Raw genomic sequence first — 19,303 nt, forward strand, 5'->3', positions numbered from 1 at the left:
TCCCCATCATTTGGGACTCAGCGCACCGGACAGGCGGCGGCCCCCGCCTCGGGCGCGTCCTCCTCGTCGAGTGGAAAATCGTTTTGCCACAACGTGCTTACGGCGCTTGCCGCCCACTGTGATTCATCCAGCTGGATCTCCACCTCAACAACCTTCCTGCCGCTGCGTCGAGACGTTACCGCCGGTGGCGACCCGGGTGGGCTCTCGGCGGTGCAAACGCGCTTTGCGCCGGCGACCGGGGGCAGTACCGACGAGGTCGGCCGTGGTGGTAAACATAGTAAGCTAGGTTGCGCCGAGCGTTGGAAAGGCTCCGGTGCGCAGGACCTGAAACACCATGGTCGGCGCTGAAAGGTGACAACATGCAGCAGACGCAGCGGGCGGCCGGTGACTCGCTCAGATCGGCCCAGGGATCGGCCGAGGCGACGACCTCGGCGCATCACGATGCCGCTGCCGCGGCGGAAAACCACCATACGGAGCGACTGCAGTTGATGGCAGCGGCCGAGCATGTGCTGGAGCGCGGCGGGTGGTGGGGCTTCAAACTGGAAAGCGTACTGCGCCAGGCGCGACTGTCGACGAGAAGCTTCTACCGGCACTTCGACGGCAAGGACGATCTGCTCTCGGCGCTGCTGGAAGGCGAACTGCTCGCCATCGCGGATTACCTGAAGTCACTGGGAGGCGATGCGTCCTCACCCGTCGATCGGGTCTGGCTCTACATCGACGCCCTGATCGACCTGTCGTTCGATCAACGGATCATCAAGCCGGCGTCGTTGTTCGCCTTGCACTGGCGCAAGCTGCTGCCCGAATACTCCGAGGTGGTCCAACGGTGCGCGGTCGCGCTGACGGCGCCGCTGGCCGAGGCGCTCGATGAAGGACACCGGTTGGGAAATGTGGCGTGTGCTGACCCGGCTGCCGAAGCCAAGGCCATCTTCTTCCTCATCTCAAGTACTGTCTTCGACCGCCCGAATGTCACCGGGCAAGATGCGCGTGCGCTGGCCGAACACATCATCCTGCCGTTCGTGGCGCGGGCGCTGCGGGTAACGCCCCGGCGCACGGCGTCGCGGCGGTCGCTGCCCGCGCAGCCCGCGCGACCGCACCCCGGCCCGGCGGGGCTGCAGTTCACCCTGGCCAGATACGCCTGGGAGATGACCGACTGCGCGAGCTGAACCCGGCGACGGCGGTCGCCGAGTCGGCGTTCAGGTCGCCCGCCGGAGCTCGCCTAGTTCCTTGAGGATCTCTTGGGTGTGTTCGCCGAGAAGCGGCGCTCCCCGCGGGGGCTCGTAAGGCTGACCGGCCACGATCACGGGCTCACCGATGTAGGTGAAATCACCAGCCACCGGATGGTGGCCAGGCACCAGAATCTGACGCGCCGACAGGTGCGGGTCCGCCAACAGGTCGGCGGCCCGGTGGGCGGGGCCGATGGGCAGATCTTCCGCAGCGGCGAGCCGGACCCATTCGGACTGGCTCCTGGTGGCGAGGATGTCGCGGAGCTGCCGACGCAGCTCGTCTTGACCGGTGGCGAAATCGACCGGGCCGCTTTGGGTACCGCCGGCATCGACGAGGTCGCCGCGGCCGATGATTTGGCAAAACCGGTTCCAGAACTTGGGCTCGATGCAACAGAACAGGACGAACCTGTCGTCGGCGGTGCGGTAGAACTCATACTTCGCGCTGGATTGCCCGTCGGAGTCGGCGCCGGGCAGGCTGCGCCGGTCCGTGATCCGGCGTTCGTTGAGGGCGTAAGTCGCGGCGATCCATGCCGAGGCCAGGACCGAATCGGCGGCCGAGGCGTCCAGGAAGCAGCCGCGGCCAGTGCGCTCGCGGGCGAACAGCGCAGCTGCCACGTGAAGCGCCGCGTGCACCGCACCGGCGGCCGTCCCTTCCCCGCCGCTTTCGATGCCGCCCATCAGACGGGGGGTTCCGTCGGGCTCGGCGAACCCGTCGGGGCCGGCTTGCTGAGGCGTTCCGCCGGCCAACGCATTCATCATCCGGCCGTGTGTCGGGATGCTGGCATAGGGTCCCGTCGAGCCGAATCCGCTGTACTGGCAGTAGATGATGTCCTGGTTGACGCGCTGCTGGGCGGCGTAGCCGATGCCCAGCTTGTCGCAGGCGTCTCCGGCGAATCCGTCCACGAAAACATCAGCGGTGGAGAGCAATTCGAAGAAACTCGCACGGCCGGCCTCGTCGCGCAGATCCAGCACCACGCTGCGTTTGTTCTTGTTGACCTGCAGGTGCGCGGGGCTGTGATGGGGGACGATCTGGCCGAGGAAGTCACGCAGGTAATCGCCGCGGCCGGGTGCCTCCACCTTGATGACGTCGGCCCCGAGGTCCGCCAGCAGCATCCCGAGGCTGTCGCCGTTGAACAGCACCGCGGCTTCGACGACCCGGACGCCGTCGAGCAGCCGGCTCACAGCGTGACCTCCGTCCCGATGACCCGCTTGGCCTCCAACTCGGCGATGAACTGATCGGAGTAGCCACAAAGGTCACGCAGGATCTCGCGGTTGTGCTCGCCGAGCAGCGGCGACGCCGAGCGGTTGAGCCGCTGCGGTCCGGCCGAGAACCGAGCCGGGTAGCCGCAGTGCACGATCGGACCGAGCAGGGGGTGGTGGACCTCCTCGAAGAAGCCGCGGTGCCGCAGTTGCGGGATCTTCTCCTGGTCTTCGGCTTTGATGACCTTGCCGACGGGAACCCCGGCGTTCCAGAGCGTTTCGACGATGTCGTCGGCGCTGCGCACCGATGTCCACGCGGTGATCGCGGCGTCGAGCATGTCCTGGGCGCCCTTACGGCCCTGTCGGGTACCCAGGCGGGGGTCCTCGAACCACTCGGGGTGGCCCACGGTGTGGGCCAGCCGGGTCCACTGGTCTTCGGTGGCCGCCGCGATCGCCACCCAGCTGTCTCGTCGACCCTGGTCGTCCTCGTCGGCCGCCAGGTACAGGTTTTGCGGCGCCGCAGCCGGTCCCCGATTACCTTCGCGTTCAAGCAGGTTGCCATAGGCGCTGTACTCGACGACCTGCTCCGCGGCGATGGCAAGGGCCGCGCCCACCATCGGTGACTCCACCAGGGCGCCCTCTCCGGTGCGCCGCCGGTGTTCCAGCGCCATCAGCAGTGCGATGGTGGCGTGCGACCCCGCAACCGGATCGCCGGGACCGTTCGGGAATTGCGGCTCCTCGTCGGGGTGGCCCGTCAGCCATGCCAGCCCGGAGACCGCCTCCATGGTCTGGGCATACCCCGACCGGTCACGCCAAGGGCCGGAGAGCCCGAATGCCGGCATCCGCACGAAGATGGCATCCGGCTTCAGTTCCCTGATCTTCTCGTAGGTCAGGCCCCACGACTCGGTGACCCGAGGGGTGTAGTTCTCGATGACGACGTCGCAACTCTTGATGAGTTCATGGGCGGCGTCCCTGCCTTCGGAGCTGGACATGTCCAGGGTGAGGCCGCGCTTGTTGGTGTTGCCGCCCTGGTAGCTCGGGCCGGTTTCCCACCAGTGCGGCGTGTCGAATGGCTTGTTCGCGCGGAACCGCATCCCGTCGGGGCGTTGGACGGATTCGACGTGGATGACGTCGGCCCCGAGCAGGCCGAGCACATGGCCGACGATCGGTCCGGCCCAGAACGCGGTGAAGTCCGCGACGCGCATGCCGGCGAAGGGCAGTGTGGGGTCCTGCCCCTGGTCCGCCGGTATGGGCGCGCTGCGAGCCGTTAAGGACCGGTCTTGCAAGAAGTCATTGTGTTCGCCCAGTCGCGGAGCCGGCCGTGCCGGTGCGGTGCCGGCCGAGCTGTGGTGGAAGCGGTACGGCGGCGTGGGCTGCAGGAAGGTGTCGCCGGGATGCGTGGTGAAATACCCGCCTTCGACGAAGTGATCGAACATCGGCACCGTCCGCCCGTTGCCGACCGGAGCGACGGGAACGCGGAGAAGCGTTGCCAGCTCGACTATTTCGTTAACCGTACGCTCGCCCATCCAGGCATCGATGTCCTTGGCCATCGCTTCTCGCTGCTTGATGCGATGGCTGAAGTACATCAGCGATTCGTCATCGGCCCAGTCGGGTTTGTCCACCAGCGCGCAGAAGTCGAGCCACTGCTGTCCGGTGACCACCATGAACGCCACCAGTCCGTCCTTGGCTCGTTCGATCCCCGGGAAATTCTTGATCCGACCGGCGAAGGTGGGGGTGCCCGTGACGCTTTGGTAGGTCACCGGATACATAGTGTGCGTCAGGATCATCGATTCCAGGGCCGACAGGTCGACCAGTTCGCCGGTGCCGGTCCGCAGCGCACGCCAGCGAGCCGACAAGGCGGCCACGGCGGCGATCATGCCGGTCAACCAGTCGCCGGTCCGGCCACCCACCGACACCGGCGGGCGTGCCGGGTCACCGCGACCCGCGATGCCCCCGCACCATGCCTGCAAAGTGAACTCGGTCGACGGACGCTGCGCCCAGGGGCCGTCGAGCCCGAACGGGGTGATGGCGACGACGACGGCCTGCGGGGCAACGGTGCGCACCCGCACGGGTGGAAAGGCCGCGGCGACGGCGGATCCGGCCGACCAGACGACGATGTCGGCGCTTCGCAGCAACTCGGTGGCGCGTCGGCCCTGGCTCGCGTCGGGGGCGTCGATCACCACGCTGCGCTTGCCACCGGCCAGGAACTTGAAGAGGGCGCCGTCGTTCTCGCTGAGGTTTGCCCCCGAGGCCGACCAGCGCCGCAACCAGTCGCCGTCGGGGCTTTCCAGCTTGACGACGTCGGCGCCGCCGTCGGCGAGCACGCGGGTGCAGTACGCGCCGGCGACACCGGACGACAGATCCACCACGACGACACCATCCAGCGGTAACTGCACGTCCACGGGGCTCCTCAGCAGGATCGTCGGCGAGTGGCTGCACCGTCATTGTCGTCGCCGATCGGTCGCCTGTGACCCTGGCCGGGCGCAAATGAGAATCTCGGACGGAATGAGGCCCGAGAAAGAGGCCGATGGGCACGGCCGCGGTCAGGGCTGCATTGCCTCGTCGACGAGCCTGGCGACATCGGCCATGTCCGGCGTCTCGCAGGCGGCGACGTACTCGCGGCGCAGTTGCGCGACAAGGTCTGCGACGGAGGGGATGTCATCGATGAGATCGATGCCTTGCCCCGCCGACCAGAGGTTCATCCAGGGCTTGACGCCATGCGGCAGATGCGAGTAGCCGATCTTGCCGGTGGGCGCTTTTGGCAGGTTCAGCGGGTCGAGCCCCACCGCCCGCATCGATTCGGTCATCCAGTTGGCGGCCACGCCGGCGATGTCGGGGGTGTAGAGCAGGTCCGAGGAGCTGCCGTCGACCAGCATGGCCTTGTAGGCGTCGGCGGCGAGCGATTCCCGGGTGGCGATGAACCGGGTGCCCAGATAAGCGAGGTCGGCGCCGAGGATCTCGCCCGCCCGGATGGCCGCGCCGGTGGTGACCGCGCCCGCCATGACGATGATTCCGTCGAACATGCTGCGAACCTTCGGGATGAGCACCAGATGGCTGATGGTGCCGGAGTGGCCGCCGCCGCCGGCTCCGATGCACGTCATCCCGTCGACGCCCGCTTGGATCGCCTTTTCGGCGAACCGCAGCGAGGTCACGTCGTGCAGGATGATCCCACCCCAGTCGTGGACCCGCCGGGCCAGCTCGGCGGGGTCGCCCTGCGCCGAGATGACGATCTCAACGCCGTTGCGGGAGCACAGCTCGAGGTTGGCCACCAGGTCGTCCTCGCCGAACCGGGTGGCGAGGTTCACGGCGATCGGACCGATGCGCGCGCCGGGATGCTGCTCGGCGTACTGGTCGAGCTCGCCGCGAATCTGGCGCAGCCAGTCACCGAAAATCTCTATGCTGCGAGCATTTTGGCGTGGCAGGGCGCCGATCAGGCCTGCCTTGCAGGCCGCCGCCACCAGCTCGGGGCCGGACACCAAGAACATCGGCGCGCAGACCGCCGGAAGGGTCAACCGGCTGCGGAAACGCTCGTCGAGTGCCATCAGCAGCGCCTCAATGCCCGCCGAACACCGGCTCACGCCGCTCGGAGAAGGCCCGCAGGCCCTCCTTGAAGTCGGCGCTACGAACGGTCGCTTCCACCGACGCCGCTTCAAGCCACAGCGCCTCGTCAAGCCGGGCCGCTGCCCGGTAGTTGAGTAGCCGCTTGGTGTGGCCCAGCGAAAACGTCGGTCCGGCAGCCAGTTCGGTTGCCAGCCGGACCGCGACCGCGTCAAGCTCGCCGGCCGCCACCACCTCGTCGATGAGACCCCACTCCGCCGCGGTGACGGCGTCGACCGCCGTGCCGCGCAGCAGCATCTGCTTGGCGCGGCGCAGTCCGATCAGGCGCGGCAGTAGAAATGAACCACCGCTGTCCACGGAAAACCCGCGCTTGCAGAACACTTCGGCGAAGCTGGCGTCATCGGCGGCCACGGTGAAGTCACACACCACCGCCAAATGCAGACCCAAACCGATCGCCTTGCCCTGCACCGCTGCAACGGTGGGCACGGGGCAATCCCACAACGCGGCGATCATTCCGTGCGCCCCGGTCGCCAATCCGCGGCTCAGCTGACCGGCCGTCGGCTTGGAGTCCACCGTGTTGGCGGCGACCAGATCGGCACCGGCGCAGAAATGGCGCCCGTCGGCGCGGATCAGGATCGCCCGCACTTCGCCGGCGCCGTCCACCTGCTGCACCGACTCCCGCACGGCGGCGCAATCCTGCTGCCGCAGGGCATTCCCCTTGTCCGGACGGTCGAGGCTGATCGTCAAGACCGCACCGTCGACGTCCATCCGAACGCCGACCGCGTCAGCCACGGCCGGCCTCCCCGGCGAGCTCGCCGTGCCGTTCGAACATGCGCACCGCGTCACGCTGCAGCTCGCGCGGGGTCTCCGGCAGCATCGCCGCCCCGAGTTCCCGGCTGGTTAGCGAGATGGTGGCATCGGCCTGTGCGGTGGCATCGCCGCGCTGGTTGCGGACCTCGACCGACACGTCGACGAGGGCCATGCCGTCTTCCTGGCGCTTCCCGTCGATGCGGCCCGTCAGGTACTGGATGTCGCCCTGATAGTTGAACTTGCGGATCTCGTCGTGCTGGCGCAGGACGAATGCGCCGTCCCCCATCCAGTCGGTGAGGAAGTGGTGGATCCAGCACTCACGCAGGACGCCGTAGTCATATGCGCGCGGATTACCGATGGCTTTGGCCCACTCCGAATCCCAGTGCACCCGTTGCGCGACATCAGGAACGCCGTATTCGTTGTCGATGTAGAACGCCGGAATCCGCTGGCGGTTCTTCCAGGCCAGCCGGGACGTCTTGAGGCCGTATGGCACGAACCCGTAGCCACCCGCGTGGAAAACCATCATGTCCGTGGTGGTCAGCGGGCCCTTGGCCATGGTGCCCATGTCCTCGCCGGCGCTCACGTCCTCCCAGTACCGCGGCTCACTGCCGCGTGCCTTCTCGGCGGCATACACGGCGTCGAGCGCGGCGATGTCGTCCTTGGTGTAACAGGGGTCGGGGATGTCGCTGTACTTGCCCTTCTCCCGGGCTTTCTTGCGCTCAGTATAGATGACCAGGGTGCGGTACACGCCCACCACCTCGGCGTGCTGATTCATCTTGACGTCGCGCAGGATCCGGATGACGGACCGCCCGGCGAATTCGGACTGCTTCTCCTCCACCGACTCCAACCCGGAGAAGCTGTAGAGGGTGTCACCGGGGTAGACCGGCCGATACCACTCCCAGGTGCCGCCGGAAACGAACGCGTGGATGCCGCGGTAGCTGCCACCCCGCAGTTCCTTGGATACCTTGTCGCCGCGCAGGGGTGCGTTGAGCACCGCGGCCATGATCTGTGGTGCAACCTGACTCCCCCAGCGCGTATTCGCTCCGTGGCCGGGGTCGGTGTAGAGCGGGTTGTCGTCGCCGTAGCCGTGGGCGAAATTGCGGATCGCCTCGGGGGTGGCCGTGGACAGCAGCTCCTGGTGGCGGGTCGCCGACCAGACACCCAGCGCAGCGCGGTCCTTCTCGATGTCGGCGTCGTCGATCTCGAAGGCGGTGGCCTCGGCGAATTTGTCGGCGGTGCCGTTAGCGGGGCTGGTTTGCGTCATTGGTTACTCCTGGCGGGTGAACGGCTTTTCTTTCGTGAATCGGCGGACGAGACCACCCGGCGCCCCGAGTCCGGCGAGGGCACGCCGCGGCTTGTCTGGAGCGGAAGCCTCCGACACCGGCGGGGTCAATGCCGTCGTCGTCCATCGGGGTCACGCCGGGTTCGGGCCTTTCTCGTTCGGCGCCCAGCCGAGGAGGGCGGGTGCTCGGTTCAACGAGATTAAGACAACCCTCTACCGCGTCGTCAAAGCAAGCCGAAAGCCGCCCCGGGGCGGCAAATCGCGTTCTCACCTTGGGCAACGCGCGTCACTGAAGGGGGATTTCGAGAGAGCCGGTCCGTTCGAAAATACTGCTTTCGCGCGCGACAAGGCCGCGGTGTCGCGCGGCGGCGGATCCGGATCGTACCGTCAGGAGCGATCCTGCGGCGACACGACGGCCCGCACGATCCAAGCCGGTTAAGACGCGTTTCGTCTCGAAGGAGAGCTCATGACGGCGGCCCCGGCGTTACCCGGTGTCTCAGACATCCTGGCCCGCTCGGCGGCGGCCGCCCCGACCGGTACGGCCCTCATCGCCGATGGGGTCGAACACACCTTCGCACAACTCGCCGAAGCGGCCGAAGTGATTGCCGCACAATTGTATCCGGGCACCCGCGTGCTGATCAGGCTGGCCAACAGCGCCGCCTCGGTGGTGGCCGTCCATGCCGCCTGGCGAGCGGGCTGTTCGGTAGTTACGGCCAGCACGATGGTGCCGGAGTCCGAGGTGGCGCGGCGCGCCTCCGAGACCTCCGCCGCCAGCATCATCGCGCCCGGCGCCGACGGCGGTTTGAGCGCGCAGGTCGAACACACCGGTTCGCGCCGACCCGGGCCGGGCGGCGAGGCGGTGGTCATCTTCACCTCGGGCACCACCGGAACGCCCAAAGGGGCGTCGCTGACCTTCGCGGCCCTGCGCGGCAGCCTTGTCGGCATCGCCTCGGGCACCGGCCTCGACGACGCGGGACGGCCCCCGAAGATTCCGGCCCGGGGACCACGGCTCGTGATGGTCCCGATCGCCCACATGGGCGGGCTGCTCGGCACCTTGACGGCGTGGTGGCTCGGTAAGCCGGTACTTCTGGTCACCAAGTTCTCCGCGCAGCTGGTGGTCGACCTGACCCACCGCTATCGCCTCGGCACGCTGCCGTTGACCCCGGCGATGGCTTGGGAACTCACACAACTCGGCGAGGATGCCGAGCTTGCCGGCGTCGATCACGCCATCGTCGGAACGGCGGCACTGCCGGAGGCAACGCGCCTCGCGTTCGAGGCGAAGTACGGCATCCCGATCCTGCGCAACTACGGGCAGACCGAATTCGCGGGTGCGATCGCCTTCGAACGGCCGGATGACGTGAAGGCCGGCCGCCGGCCGGAGGGCACAGTGGGCCGGGTGGCGCCCGGGGTCGAGGTGGCGATTCTCGACCCGGCCGACCAGCGGCTGCCGGTCGGGGAGATCGGGGAGATCGCGGCGCGGGCCGCCTCATCGATGTCGGGTTATCTGGACGCCAGCGGCGACCCCGCCGACCCGGGTGCCTGGCTGCGCACCGGCGACCTGGGCAAGTTGGACGCCGAGGGCTTCGTCTACGTCGTGGGCAGGGTCCGCGACATGGTGGTATGCGGCGGGTTCAATGTTTATCCGGCCCAGGTGGAAGCGGCGCTCAACGACCTACCGGCGGTCGCCGACTCCGCGGTGGCCGGGCTGCCCGACGAACGTCTCGGCGAGGTGCCGGTCGCCGCGGTAGTGCTTACTCCGGGTGCCACGGGTGATCCGGACGCCATCCGTCAGGAGCTGCGGTCGCGGCTGGCCCCGTACGAACTGCCACGACGGTTGGTGTTCGTGACCGCGATACCGCGCCTGGACACGGGCAAAGTGGACCGACCCGGCGTCGCCCTGCTGGTGCAGGCCGTGCAACGTTGAGCCAGCGTTCATTGGATACCGGCGGCCCTACGAGTACTTGTCGATCAACGTCCGCTTGTAGAGTTTGCCGGCATCCGTGCGCGGGAGCGACGGCTCGAAGGAGATCGACCGCGGGCACTTGTAATGTGCCAGCCGGTCCCGCAACCACTTCATCAGCTCGCCGGCGAACTCCTCGGTCGCGCCGGACGGATCGCTCACCTGGACAACGGCTTTCACCGACTGTCCCATTTCGGGATCGGGGATGCCGAACACCGCCGCGTCGAGCACCCGGGGGTGTGTGATCAACAAGTCCTCGGCCTCCTGCGGGTAGATGTTGACCCCGCCGGAGATGATCATGTGGTGGCGGCGATCGGTGAGGTAGAGGTATCCGTCTTCGTCGAGGTATCCGACGTCGCCGACCGTGGCCCAATCGCGGGGGTTGCGCGAGGCGGCGGTTTTGGCGTCGTCACCGAGATAGGTAAACGGCAGCCCACCCTCGCAATAGATGTCGCCGGCCTGCCCGGGCGGCAACTCGTTGAAGTCTTCGTCCAGGATGTGCAGCACGCCGGTCAGGGCTCGGCCGACGGATCCCGGGTGAGCGAGCCATTCCTGCGCCGTGATGAACGTCGTCCCGGCACCCTCGGACGACGAATAGAACTCGTCGATGATCGGCCCCCACCAGTCGATCATGGCCTTCTTGATCTCGATGGGACAGGGCGCCGCGGCGTGCACCACTCGCCGCAGGCTCGACAGGTCGTAGGAATCACGGACGGCCTGAGGCGATTTGAGCATGCGGACGAACATCGCCGGAACGAACTGTCCGTGGGTGATCCGGTAGCGGTCGATGGCCTCCAGCGCACCGCGTGGGTCGAATTGCTCCATCACCACGGTGGTTGCGCCGAATGACTGAGCAGTCATCGACCAATAGGCGGGGGCGGTGTGATACAGCGGTGCCGGGCTTAGATACACCGAGTCGCCGGTGATGCCGACCTTGTCGAAGAGTGGTGCGAGCAAAAGCGGCGCCTCCGCCGGTGGTACGTGCGTCAGCTCCCGGACGATGCCTTTGGGGCGTCCCGTCGTGCCCGACGAGTACTGCAGCAGTTCGCCTTCACGCTCGCCGGCTACCGGCGTAGTGGGGCGGTCAGCGACACACTCGGGGTAACGCTGCCATCCGTCCAGTTCGTCGTCGGCGATCAGCCGCAGAGCCGGCAGGGCGTCCCCCAGGTGCTCGCCGAGCTCTTGGCACACGGACCGTGTTGCGCGCGAACCGATCACGGCCTTGGCGCCGCCGTTGGCAACGATATAGGCGGCTTCCGCAGCGGTCAGGTGGGTGTTGACCGTCGCGTAGTACAACCCGATGCGACGCGCGGCCCACATCACCGCGTGCAGGTGCTCGTTGTTCTCCATGACGACGGCGATCGAGTCGCCCTCGCGTAGGCCGGCCGCGCGGAAGTGGTGCGCCAAACGGTTGGCCCCTGCTTCCATGTCGGCGAAGCTCACCTGTTTGCCGGAGGGGTGCAGGATGAGCGCCGGTCTGACGGAGTCAATGTGCTCGCGGATCTGCACGATCCCCCTTCGCGGCCGATCGGTCAATCCTCATCGACTTGCCCCTTCAACGCCTCGTAATTGGCCAACGGCGCCGTCCCCTCCCCCGCGAACCGGTCGAGCAGCAGATCCGTTGCGGCAGCTGCCGACCAGCCGCCCGCCTCGGAAGCCTCGATGCCGCGCTCGGCGAGCGTCTCGGCCAAGGCTTTGCAGGGACGCGAAAGTGTGGGGAGGTCGGCATGGAGGGCGGCGACGACCGCGGCCGCGTCGGCGGCATGCGAACCGTTGTCAGACGGTGCTCGACCCGCCCAGCCGGCGACGTACAGCCCCGCGGCCGGCGTCGAGCCGATCAGCACTCGGCCGTTTTGCTGGGCGACGTGGCCTCGGTCCTCGACAAATTCTCTCCATCGGAACGACTTCGCACGAGGCCGGAGCAGCAGTTGGGCCCGCAGGTCCTCGCTGATGACCCTGCCGTACGGGTCGGGCCCGTGCAGGCAGCGCAGGGCGCGCGCCCGGTTGCGCCCGACGACACCCACCGGCGTCAGCCCCGTGCGCACGATCAGCTTCCCCGGAAGCTGCTTGGGCAGGCCGAGTTCCGGCCTCGGTCGCGGGTCCACCAGCTGCACGTAGCGCAGCCCGCTGTTCGTCAGGCGGTCTGCCGCTTCATCGGAAGCCGCCGGAGGTCTTCGGCCGCATAGCACTTCGGCAACGCGCACCGACTCGGAGGAGACGCCGATGAGAACCGCACTGTCCACCGCGAGGTCGAGTTCGGCCACGTGCACGTCGGCGTTGCCGGTCAGCCAGGCTTCGACGTGGCTGACGGTTCCGACTCCCACCGAATCGCATCCCGCGATGTCCAAGGGCAGGTCGCGGGGCGCGCCCGTGGCCAGAACCACCGCATCTTCGGTGCGTCGCAGAGCGTCGAGCGGTAGCCTGGTCCCGATTTCGACGTTGCCGAAGAAGGTCACGCGGCCATCGCGCAGAACGGCGTCGACGGTATTGGCAACGTCGCGCAGTCGCCGCGCTCCGGCGGCCGGGCCGTGCCGTAGCAAGCCGTCGGGTCGCGCGGCCCGGTCTATGAGCTCGACCGTCGCATCCAGCGCACGGTCCGCCAGAAGCGCCGACGCTACCGCGAATCCGCCCGGACCGGCGCCCACTACGGCGACGCGAATTGTCATGCCCGAAGTCTGAAGCGTTCGCACTCGCGTGATGCGTCGTTCAGTACGGTCACGCCGTCGCTGTCGTTTTCAGGGCACCGGTCTCGATAAGCCTGCCGTTGTAGGTTTCCATCAGCGCTTCGGTGACCGCGGGCTTGCGGGTTTCGCCGGCTTGGTGGACCCAACCCTGACGCCAGCGATGCCCCTCCTCCAAGTCGTGGCGGACCGGGCAGCGGCCACCTTCGTTGGCCTCCCAGACCCACGTCTGACCACCTCCGTTGTAGATCACTCTGGTGGGGAAGGTCTTCTCATCAAGCGCCTCACCGTCGAGTTCAACCTCGACGTGGATGTCGCGCGGGATGAGCGGCGGTCCATCGGTGCGGTGCACGATCATGATTTTGAAGTCGTCAGTACCATGCACGAGGTGCCCGGAATGCACTGTACCATCCTCGAATTCGGTCGCGAACCCCACCCATGCGGCTTCGCACTTCGCGATGTAGGGACTCGCTATATAGTCGACACCCTCGCCGATGTGGATGCTGCCGTGGAAGACGAGACCACTCACGTCGGTGCCCTTGATGCGGCCGCGGACCCGGAACAACCGCGACGAGTACGCAGAGGGGACATCCTGGTCGGGTGAGAAGAACTGCAAGCCCTTGCCGACGAGATCGCCGAAGAGCGAAACCTCGTCCCCTTCGTTCCATTCCATCTTGCCGTCCCAGGTCAGCATCAGTGGGGTCCCGTCGGGTGTCCACACGCCCCACTTCCCCTCACGCTCACCATGTTCCACCGGACCCGAGTAGGAATTGTTCTGGTCCTTGGCATAGGTGAAGTCCTGGCCGACCTTGGATTCGGAGAGGTGCAGATACCTCGCCTTGCTCGGGTAAAAGCCACGGATAGGCCACCAGTAGTCGCCGGCGGCAGATCGTACCGATCCGTATAAGTACTGCATTCCCATCGGCACCCCGTTGACATCGCCCCATAGCCGTGCGGGATCGGTGTCGATGATCGCGCCGACGGGCGCGTAACCGTAGTGACCGCTGGTCCGGACCGGCGGAGGCGCGTTGAGCGGCATCATGTTTCCCTGTGCTGCGATGTCTCAGTGGTTGTCGTCAAAGACGACCGGCGCCTTGTTGGGTGCGCGCAGGCCGATGCCCTGCACGCGCGCTTTGTGACCCGTCTCGGGGTCGAGCCGCAGCCCTGGTAGCCGGTCGAACAGCGCGGTCATCGCCGCTGTCATCTCCGCGCGCGCGAGATGGGCACCCAGGCAGGCGTGGGGTCCCCAGGCGAAGGCGATGTGCGGCTTCTTCTCCCGGAAGATGTTGAAAGAATCGGCATCATCCCAGCGGGTGTGGTCCCGGTTGGCCGCGCCGATCGACACTTCCAGCACGCTACCTTTGGGAATGGCGACTCCGCCGATTTGCAGGTCCTCCAGAGCGATTCGGCTGATCGACATGAGCGGCGGCTCCCAGCGCAGGCCTTCCTCGATCGCCTGTGGCAGCAGGCTTCGGTCGGCGATGAGGGCATCGAGCTGGTCCGGACGCTGCAGCAGGCCGAGCAGCGTGCTGGCGGTAGAGCGCGCGGTGGTTTCGCCACCGGCGGGCAACAGCAACCGCAGGAACGAGACGATCTCGATGGTCTCCAGCCGGCTGCCGTCGAGTTCGGCGTTGGCCAGCAGGGTGATCAGATCTTCGCCGTCTCCGCCGCGGCGCTCCTCGATCAACGGTGACAGATAGCCCTCGAGTTTGCGGGAAGCCACCAGTGCGCGCTCCATGTCATAAAAGGCCGCGACCGTCTCGCCGGCCCAGGTGTTGAAACGCTCGATGTCCTCGTACGGCAGGCCCATCATCTCGGTGATGATGTACACGGGGAACAACAGCGTGAATTCGCGGTACAGGTCTGCCGATCCCTTGCGATGGAACCGATCGATTAGACCGTGGACCGCCGGTTGGATCGCCGTTTCCTGCCAGCGGTCCAGGGAGCGGCGCGTGAAGGCCTGCGAGATGAGGCCGCGGTGCCGCCGGTGTTCGTCTCCATCCATGCCGATGATGTTGCGGCCCCAGACGCGGCCGATGGTGTCCAGCCAGAATTTCGAGGACAGCCGTTCATCGGTGAGCGCCTGCTGGCAGTGCTCGTAGCTGAGTGCGCACGAGAACGACGCATTGAACGCCTCGTCCTTGCGGTAGTCCTCCTGGCCGAGCAGTTCGGCCTGCTTTCGGGGATGCACCGGTGCGCGCCGGCGCGCCTCCCCCAGCGGGCCGTACAAATCGACGATCCGCGAGCGCGGGGTCTCCGCCGCCGCCGCCGACACATACGCGCTGTCGTCGGCGCCGCGAATGTAGGCACGCAAGTCTGAGCCGGTGCTCGTGGTCATAATGTCTGCTCCCAGGGGATTACGGTTGCCGTCGATTCCACTGCGCGGCACGCTTCAACCGGCATGGAATTGGATCGTTTTCGTCTCGGTGAAGTCGTCGAGCACGTCGGCCCCGAGCTCGCGGCCCACGCCCGACCGCTTGTAGCCGCCGAACGGTGCCCAAGGGCTCATCCCCCCGGTGCCGCCGTTGATGCTGACGTTGCCGGTCTGGATTTGCTGCGCCATCGCGAAGGCCGCAGCCGGGTCGGCGGTCCAAATCGAACCGGACAGGCCGTACGCGGAGTCGTTGGCGATTCGCACGGCCTCGTCGTCGTCGTCGAACGGGATCGCCACCCCGACCGGGCCGAAAACCTCTTGCTGAGCCACCGTCATGTCGCTGCGAACGTCGGCCAGCAACGTGGGTTCGTAGTAGTAGCCGCGAGTCATGTGCGGAGGGCGACGGCCGCCGGCCACCAGCCGCGCGCCCTGATCCAGCGCGCCGGTGACGTACTTCTCCGCCCGAGCGCACGCACTGTCCCGAATCAACGGCCCGACAACGGTATGCGCATCGGTGGGGTCACCGATGGGCAGGCGTTTCAGCATCGCGCTCATGCGCTCGAGGTAGTCGTCGTAGAGCGAGCGGTGCACCAGATGCCGCGTCCACAGCGCACAACCCTGGCCCGAGAACAACGTCAGTTCCTGAGCGCCCCTGGCCGCCGCGGCGTCGAGGTCGGCATCGGCGCGGACGATCATCGCCGACTTTCCGCCGAGCTCGAGCGTGACGTGTTTAAGCGTGGCGGACGCCTGCGCCATGACCTTGGCGCCGACGGCATCGGATCCGGTGAACGCGACCATGTCCACCCGCGGGTCGGTGGTGAGGTGCTCCCCCACGTCGATTCCACCCGTGACCACGTTGAGCACCCCCGGCGGCAGCTTCGCTTCCTGCGCCGCGGCACCCAACAGCAGCGCCTCCAACGGCGTGAAATCCGAGGGCTTCAGCACCATCGTGCACCCTGCGGCCAGCGCGGGGCCGACCTTGAGGAGGTTGACGAAGAACGGGGCGTTGAACGGCGTGATGCCGACGACCACGCCGCGCGGGGAGCGTTGCACGACGCCGGCCCCCAACACGGACGCGCCGTGGCGGTTCCGGAAGGTGGCGACCGGCAGGGGGCGCAGCGCTTCGAACGCGGCGCAGCGCTCGATGAAGAAGTCGAAAAGGCGCATGGGCGCATCGAACTGGCTGGGACGTGCGACCGACACCGGGATGCCGGCTTCGGCCACCACCAATCCGACGATGTCGTCGGCCCAGCCGGCGAGCACGTCGCGCAGCCTGGCCAGTGCCCTCGAACGCTGCGCGGGAGTCATTCTCGGCCAGGGCCCCTCGTCGAACGCGCGGCGCGCGGCCGACACCGCGGCGTCGGCGTCTGCGCAGTCGCCCCACGGGGCGGAGACGACCGTCTCTCCCGTCGCCGGATTCAGCACCGGCGTAGCTGTTTGCGTTGCCCGCCACCCACCGTCGACGAACAGGCCGTGGTAGGAAGACCTGGCCGGGGCAGCAGCGGTCGGCGTGCTCATTCGACCCTGGTCACGACGCCCGACGCGCCGTCCACCTCGACCACATGGCCCGTTCTCAGCACCTTGCTTCCGGTGAAGGTCCCGACGACACAAGGGATTCCGAACTCACGTGCCACGACGGCAGCGTGCGACATCTCTCCGCCGGTATCGACGATGACCGCCGCGGCATAGGCGAAAAACGGCGTCCATCCGGTGTCGGTGAACGCGGTGACCAGCACCTCTCCCGGCTCGAGTTCGTCCATGGAATCGACCGTGAGGACGCGCACCGCGCCCTTGGCCAGGCCGGCCGACACGGCCGTGCCGCGCAGCGTCTCGCCGGGCTTCAGCTCCGCGTCGGCGCCCACGTCGGGCGTCCACGCACCGACAAAGTTCAGCGGCGGCCGCTGGGTCTCCAACCGCTTGCGCTCGGCGCGCCGCCGCGCGGCCACCGCCTTGACATCCGCCGGAGGATTCTTCAATTCGTCGCGAACGAGATAAAACACATCCTCTGGGCTGTCGATCACGCCGCACGCCGCCAGGCGGGCACCGATCTCACGGGCGATGAGCCGGTACTGGTGGGTCTGGCGAATGGTGGCGTCGCGGCCGGTTTCCCGCAGCCGCTGAAACCGCGCGCCCAGCGACGCCAGCATCCTCAGCCGCAGACCGAATCTCGGCGGTTGTTCGGCGACGCGCTCATGAGCCAGGAGCAATTTCGCGACCACATCGATCAATCTCTCGGGTGCGTCGGCGAACACCGCGTTGGCGAGCTCGGTCTCCCGCGGACCGCGGTGGCCGTATTCCGTGACCACCTCGTCGAGTTTGGCGGCGAACCTGGGGCGCTCCCGACGCAGGATGCCCAAGGCTACCGTCGCCGAATTGTCGCGCAGCGTCTGCTCGATCGCGGGATCCGCTTTGGCGAGCTCCGTCAGTGCATAGACGCCGCACGTGACACCGGCGCTTGCGAGATCGTCTGTCCCACCTCGAATCCGGGTCGCGAAACCCTTGCCGCCCTGCGACTGGATCAAGCCCATGAGGGGGACGAGAAAAGAGGAGGCCTGGGCGGCCCCAGACCAGGCGTTGGCGACTTCGTCGCGGATGCGCAGCAACCACGAGTAGAGCTGGGCGTCGGACATCGTTGCGTAGTAGGAGCGGTCACGCGCCGACCGACGCGCGTGCGCGTCGATGTTGCGTACCTCCCGGCCGAAACCGCTGAGCTGGATCGCCGCCAGCGGAAGTCGCTTGGCCATTTCCCACGCGCCGGGCTTGTCGAAGGTAGGGACGTCGGCGCCACCGCCCTCACCGAAAAGCATGTCCTGCCACGATGACGCGCCACCACCGGGCATCACCGTGCCCATGGCGTAGACAATCGACAGGTTGGCGTACACGCCGTGGCCGAAGGCACCGACGGGTTCCTGGCGCAGGGCTCGTCCGAGTTCACCGTCGATGCGCAGCACGTCGGCGGCCTGGGCTCCGGCCGCCCGCAGCGCATCGATCGCCAACTCCAGCGACAGCGGCGTCATCGGCCCCGGAAAGGCCTCCGAGGTGTTCGCGGCCGTGAACACCTGCCAGTTCGGATGGACCGTGGTGTCGAACTCGCCGGCAACACCGTCCGCCGCTGCGGGGCGACGCTCGCGGCCGGTGGGGGGCTCGGGCACGGACCCCCAGGGCCAGCGCCACGGGATCGGCACCCGCCGGGTCGCGAAGAAGACATGAGACCGGTTGGTGCGCGAGAAGTCTTCGACGCACTGCCGCGACGACCAGGCACACCGAAACCCCAACTCGTCGGTCAGCCGCGTGGTGTCGACCAACGGGAAGTTCAGGAACGCTTCGACCGCACCCGGATCGAGGGAAAACCACCCGCGGTCCCACAGGAAGCCGAGCAGCTTGTCAGCCCGATCGGCCCGGACCTCGACGTAACGCTTGCCGAGGATCTCGGCGATCTCGCGCATCGTGATCGTCTCCGGCGCGGCGAGATTGACGGGCCCGGACCACTCCGGGCGGTCCAACGCGTCGGTGAAGAACCGGGCGAGGTCGTCGGGGTGGACGAACTGGAAGAGGTTACGGCCGCCCTTCATGCCCAGGATGACCGGGGTGGCGAAGCCTTCCTGGGTGACTCCGGTGGTCGCCCGCCCCATGATGTTGGTGGCCCGCACCATCAGAGCGTTCAGCGACCGCGCGGCGATCAGCGCCTCGGCCTCCGCCTTGTGCACGGAGTAAAGCTGCTTGGCCGAGGGCCGAAGCGGGTCGCGCTCAGTCAGTAGCGGCGGGTTGTCGGCGTTCGCCCCGTAAGCCATCACCGACGATGCGGTGACCAGTCGTGAGACCCCCGCACGCTCCATCGCCGTGACGACGGCTTGCGTCCCACCGACGTCGATCGCCCGCGTGGCCTCGGCGTCGTGCATGGGATGTGTCGTCCACGCCAGGTGCACGACCGCGTCGACGCCGGACATGGCCTTCGCCACCGCGTCGGCGTCTCTGATGTCGGCGCTGACGTGCCGGTAGTGCGGCGACGGCACGGAGTGCGGGCGCCGGGACAGCCCGACGACGTCGTGACCTCGGGCCAGGATCTCGGGGATGATGCAGGAACCGAAGTCCCCGGAGGCGCCCGTCACCATCACATGCATAAATAGTCGCCCGTCGTTGTGAAGTCCGTTCCCCGAAATCTAGGTTGCGGCAGGTCACGGTGTCAATGCCCCCCGAGTAGAGATTCTCTAGATT

Annotated in this window: 14 protein-coding genes; 2 read left to right on the forward strand and 12 right to left on the reverse strand. The window is 67.5% G+C overall.

The features are described from left to right. Positions 1–17 precede the first annotated feature (17 nt). Positions 18–143: a hypothetical protein gene (locus tag ACLP9N_RS39125; RefSeq protein WP_442412417.1), complete on the reverse strand. Its 126-nt coding sequence runs from the start codon at positions 141–143 to the stop codon at positions 18–20. A gap of 216 nt (positions 144–359) precedes the next feature. On the opposite strand from ACLP9N_RS39125, the gene ACLP9N_RS39130 reads away from it, so the two are divergent. Then, a complete protein-coding gene (locus ACLP9N_RS39130; RefSeq protein ID WP_442412418.1) occupies positions 360–1,163 on the forward strand; it encodes a TetR/AcrR family transcriptional regulator in 804 nt (267 codons plus the stop codon). Between the two features lie 30 nt (positions 1,164–1,193). Here the strand turns inward: ACLP9N_RS39130 and ACLP9N_RS39135 are convergent, their stop codons facing one another. The 5 genes from ACLP9N_RS39135 to ACLP9N_RS39155 all read right to left on the reverse strand — a co-directional run bounded on the left by ACLP9N_RS39135 (position 1,194) and on the right by ACLP9N_RS39155 (position 8,055). Then, positions 1,194–2,405 carry a CaiB/BaiF CoA transferase family protein gene (locus ACLP9N_RS39135; RefSeq protein ID WP_442412419.1) on the reverse strand — a complete coding sequence of 404 codons (1,212 nt, stop codon included), beginning with the start codon at positions 2,403–2,405 and terminating at the stop codon, positions 1,194–1,196. Then, entirely contained in the window at positions 2,402–4,825 is a 2,424-nt protein-coding gene (locus ACLP9N_RS39140) for a CaiB/BaiF CoA transferase family protein (protein ID WP_442412420.1), read from the reverse strand. Before ACLP9N_RS39140 ends, ACLP9N_RS39135 begins: the two co-directional genes overlap by 4 nt. 141 nt (positions 4,826–4,966) lie before the next feature. After that, positions 4,967–6,001, reverse strand: a complete 1,035-nt coding sequence (locus tag ACLP9N_RS39145) for an NAD(P)H-dependent flavin oxidoreductase (protein WP_442412421.1) — start codon at positions 5,999–6,001, stop codon at positions 4,967–4,969. Next, on the reverse strand, positions 5,976–6,773 hold the full coding sequence (locus ACLP9N_RS39150) for an enoyl-CoA hydratase/isomerase family protein (protein ID WP_442412422.1): 798 nt from the start codon (positions 6,771–6,773) through the stop codon (positions 5,976–5,978). The genes ACLP9N_RS39145 and ACLP9N_RS39150 overlap by 26 nt, the downstream gene beginning before the upstream one ends. Beyond that, entirely contained in the window at positions 6,766–8,055 is a 1,290-nt protein-coding gene (locus ACLP9N_RS39155; protein ID WP_442412423.1) for an FAS1-like dehydratase domain-containing protein, read from the reverse strand. The genes ACLP9N_RS39150 and ACLP9N_RS39155 overlap by 8 nt, the downstream gene beginning before the upstream one ends. 484 nt (positions 8,056–8,539) lie before the next feature. Here ACLP9N_RS39155 and ACLP9N_RS39160 point away from each other — a divergent pair, with 484 nt between their 5' ends. Beyond that, complete coding sequence (locus ACLP9N_RS39160; protein WP_442412424.1) at positions 8,540–9,997, forward strand: class I adenylate-forming enzyme family protein; 1,458 nt, start codon at positions 8,540–8,542, stop codon at positions 9,995–9,997. Between the two features lie 27 nt (positions 9,998–10,024). On the opposite strand, the gene fadD4 is transcribed toward ACLP9N_RS39160, so the two are convergent. From fadD4 to ACLP9N_RS39190, 6 genes are all read right to left on the reverse strand, one after another. Next, positions 10,025–11,542, reverse strand: a complete 1,518-nt coding sequence (fadD4, locus tag ACLP9N_RS39165) for a fatty-acid--CoA ligase FadD4 (RefSeq protein ID WP_442412425.1) — start codon at positions 11,540–11,542, stop codon at positions 10,025–10,027. A 23-nt stretch (positions 11,543–11,565) separates the two neighbouring features. Further along, positions 11,566–12,699 (reverse strand): hypothetical protein, encoded by a 1,134-nt coding sequence (locus ACLP9N_RS39170; protein ID WP_442412426.1) that lies wholly within the window; start codon positions 12,697–12,699, stop codon positions 11,566–11,568. Positions 12,700–12,748: 49 nt separating this feature from the next. Next, on the reverse strand, positions 12,749–13,753 hold the full coding sequence (locus ACLP9N_RS39175; RefSeq protein ID WP_442412427.1) for a hypothetical protein: 1,005 nt from the start codon (positions 13,751–13,753) through the stop codon (positions 12,749–12,751). A gap of 24 nt (positions 13,754–13,777) precedes the next feature. Further along, positions 13,778–14,989, reverse strand: coding sequence for a cytochrome P450 (locus ACLP9N_RS39180; RefSeq protein ID WP_442412428.1), 1,212 nt, complete (start codon positions 14,987–14,989; stop codon positions 13,778–13,780). 117 nt (positions 14,990–15,106) lie between these two features. Then, positions 15,107–16,606, reverse strand: coding sequence for an aldehyde dehydrogenase family protein (locus ACLP9N_RS39185; protein ID WP_442412429.1), 1,500 nt, complete (start codon positions 16,604–16,606; stop codon positions 15,107–15,109). Then, on the reverse strand, positions 16,603–19,197 hold the full coding sequence (locus tag ACLP9N_RS39190; RefSeq protein ID WP_442412430.1) for an NAD-dependent epimerase/dehydratase family protein: 2,595 nt from the start codon (positions 19,195–19,197) through the stop codon (positions 16,603–16,605). The genes ACLP9N_RS39185 and ACLP9N_RS39190 overlap by 4 nt, the downstream gene beginning before the upstream one ends. Between the last annotated feature and the right edge of the window lie 106 nt (positions 19,198–19,303).

This window comes from Mycobacterium sp., assembly GCF_052144515.1.
Lineage (GTDB): Bacteria > Actinomycetota > Actinomycetes > Mycobacteriales > Mycobacteriaceae > Mycobacterium.

Bases quoted from the DNA above. Each gene is read 5' to 3' on its own strand.
- ACLP9N_RS39155 (WP_442412423.1), bottom strand. From the start codon at position 8,055: ATGACGCAAACCAGCCCCGCTAACGGCACCGCCGACAAATTCGCCGAG.
- ACLP9N_RS39175 (WP_442412427.1), bottom strand. From the start codon at position 13,753: ATGCCGCTCAACGCGCCTCCGCCGGTCCGGACCAGCGGTCACTACGGT.
- ACLP9N_RS39185 (WP_442412429.1), bottom strand. From the start codon at position 16,606: ATGAGCACGCCGACCGCTGCTGCCCCGGCCAGGTCTTCCTACCACGGC.
- ACLP9N_RS39170 (WP_442412426.1), bottom strand. From the start codon at position 12,699: ATGACAATTCGCGTCGCCGTAGTGGGCGCCGGTCCGGGCGGATTCGCG.
- ACLP9N_RS39130 (WP_442412418.1), top strand. From the start codon at position 360: ATGCAGCAGACGCAGCGGGCGGCCGGTGACTCGCTCAGATCGGCCCAG.
- ACLP9N_RS39160 (WP_442412424.1), top strand. From the start codon at position 8,540: ATGACGGCGGCCCCGGCGTTACCCGGTGTCTCAGACATCCTGGCCCGC.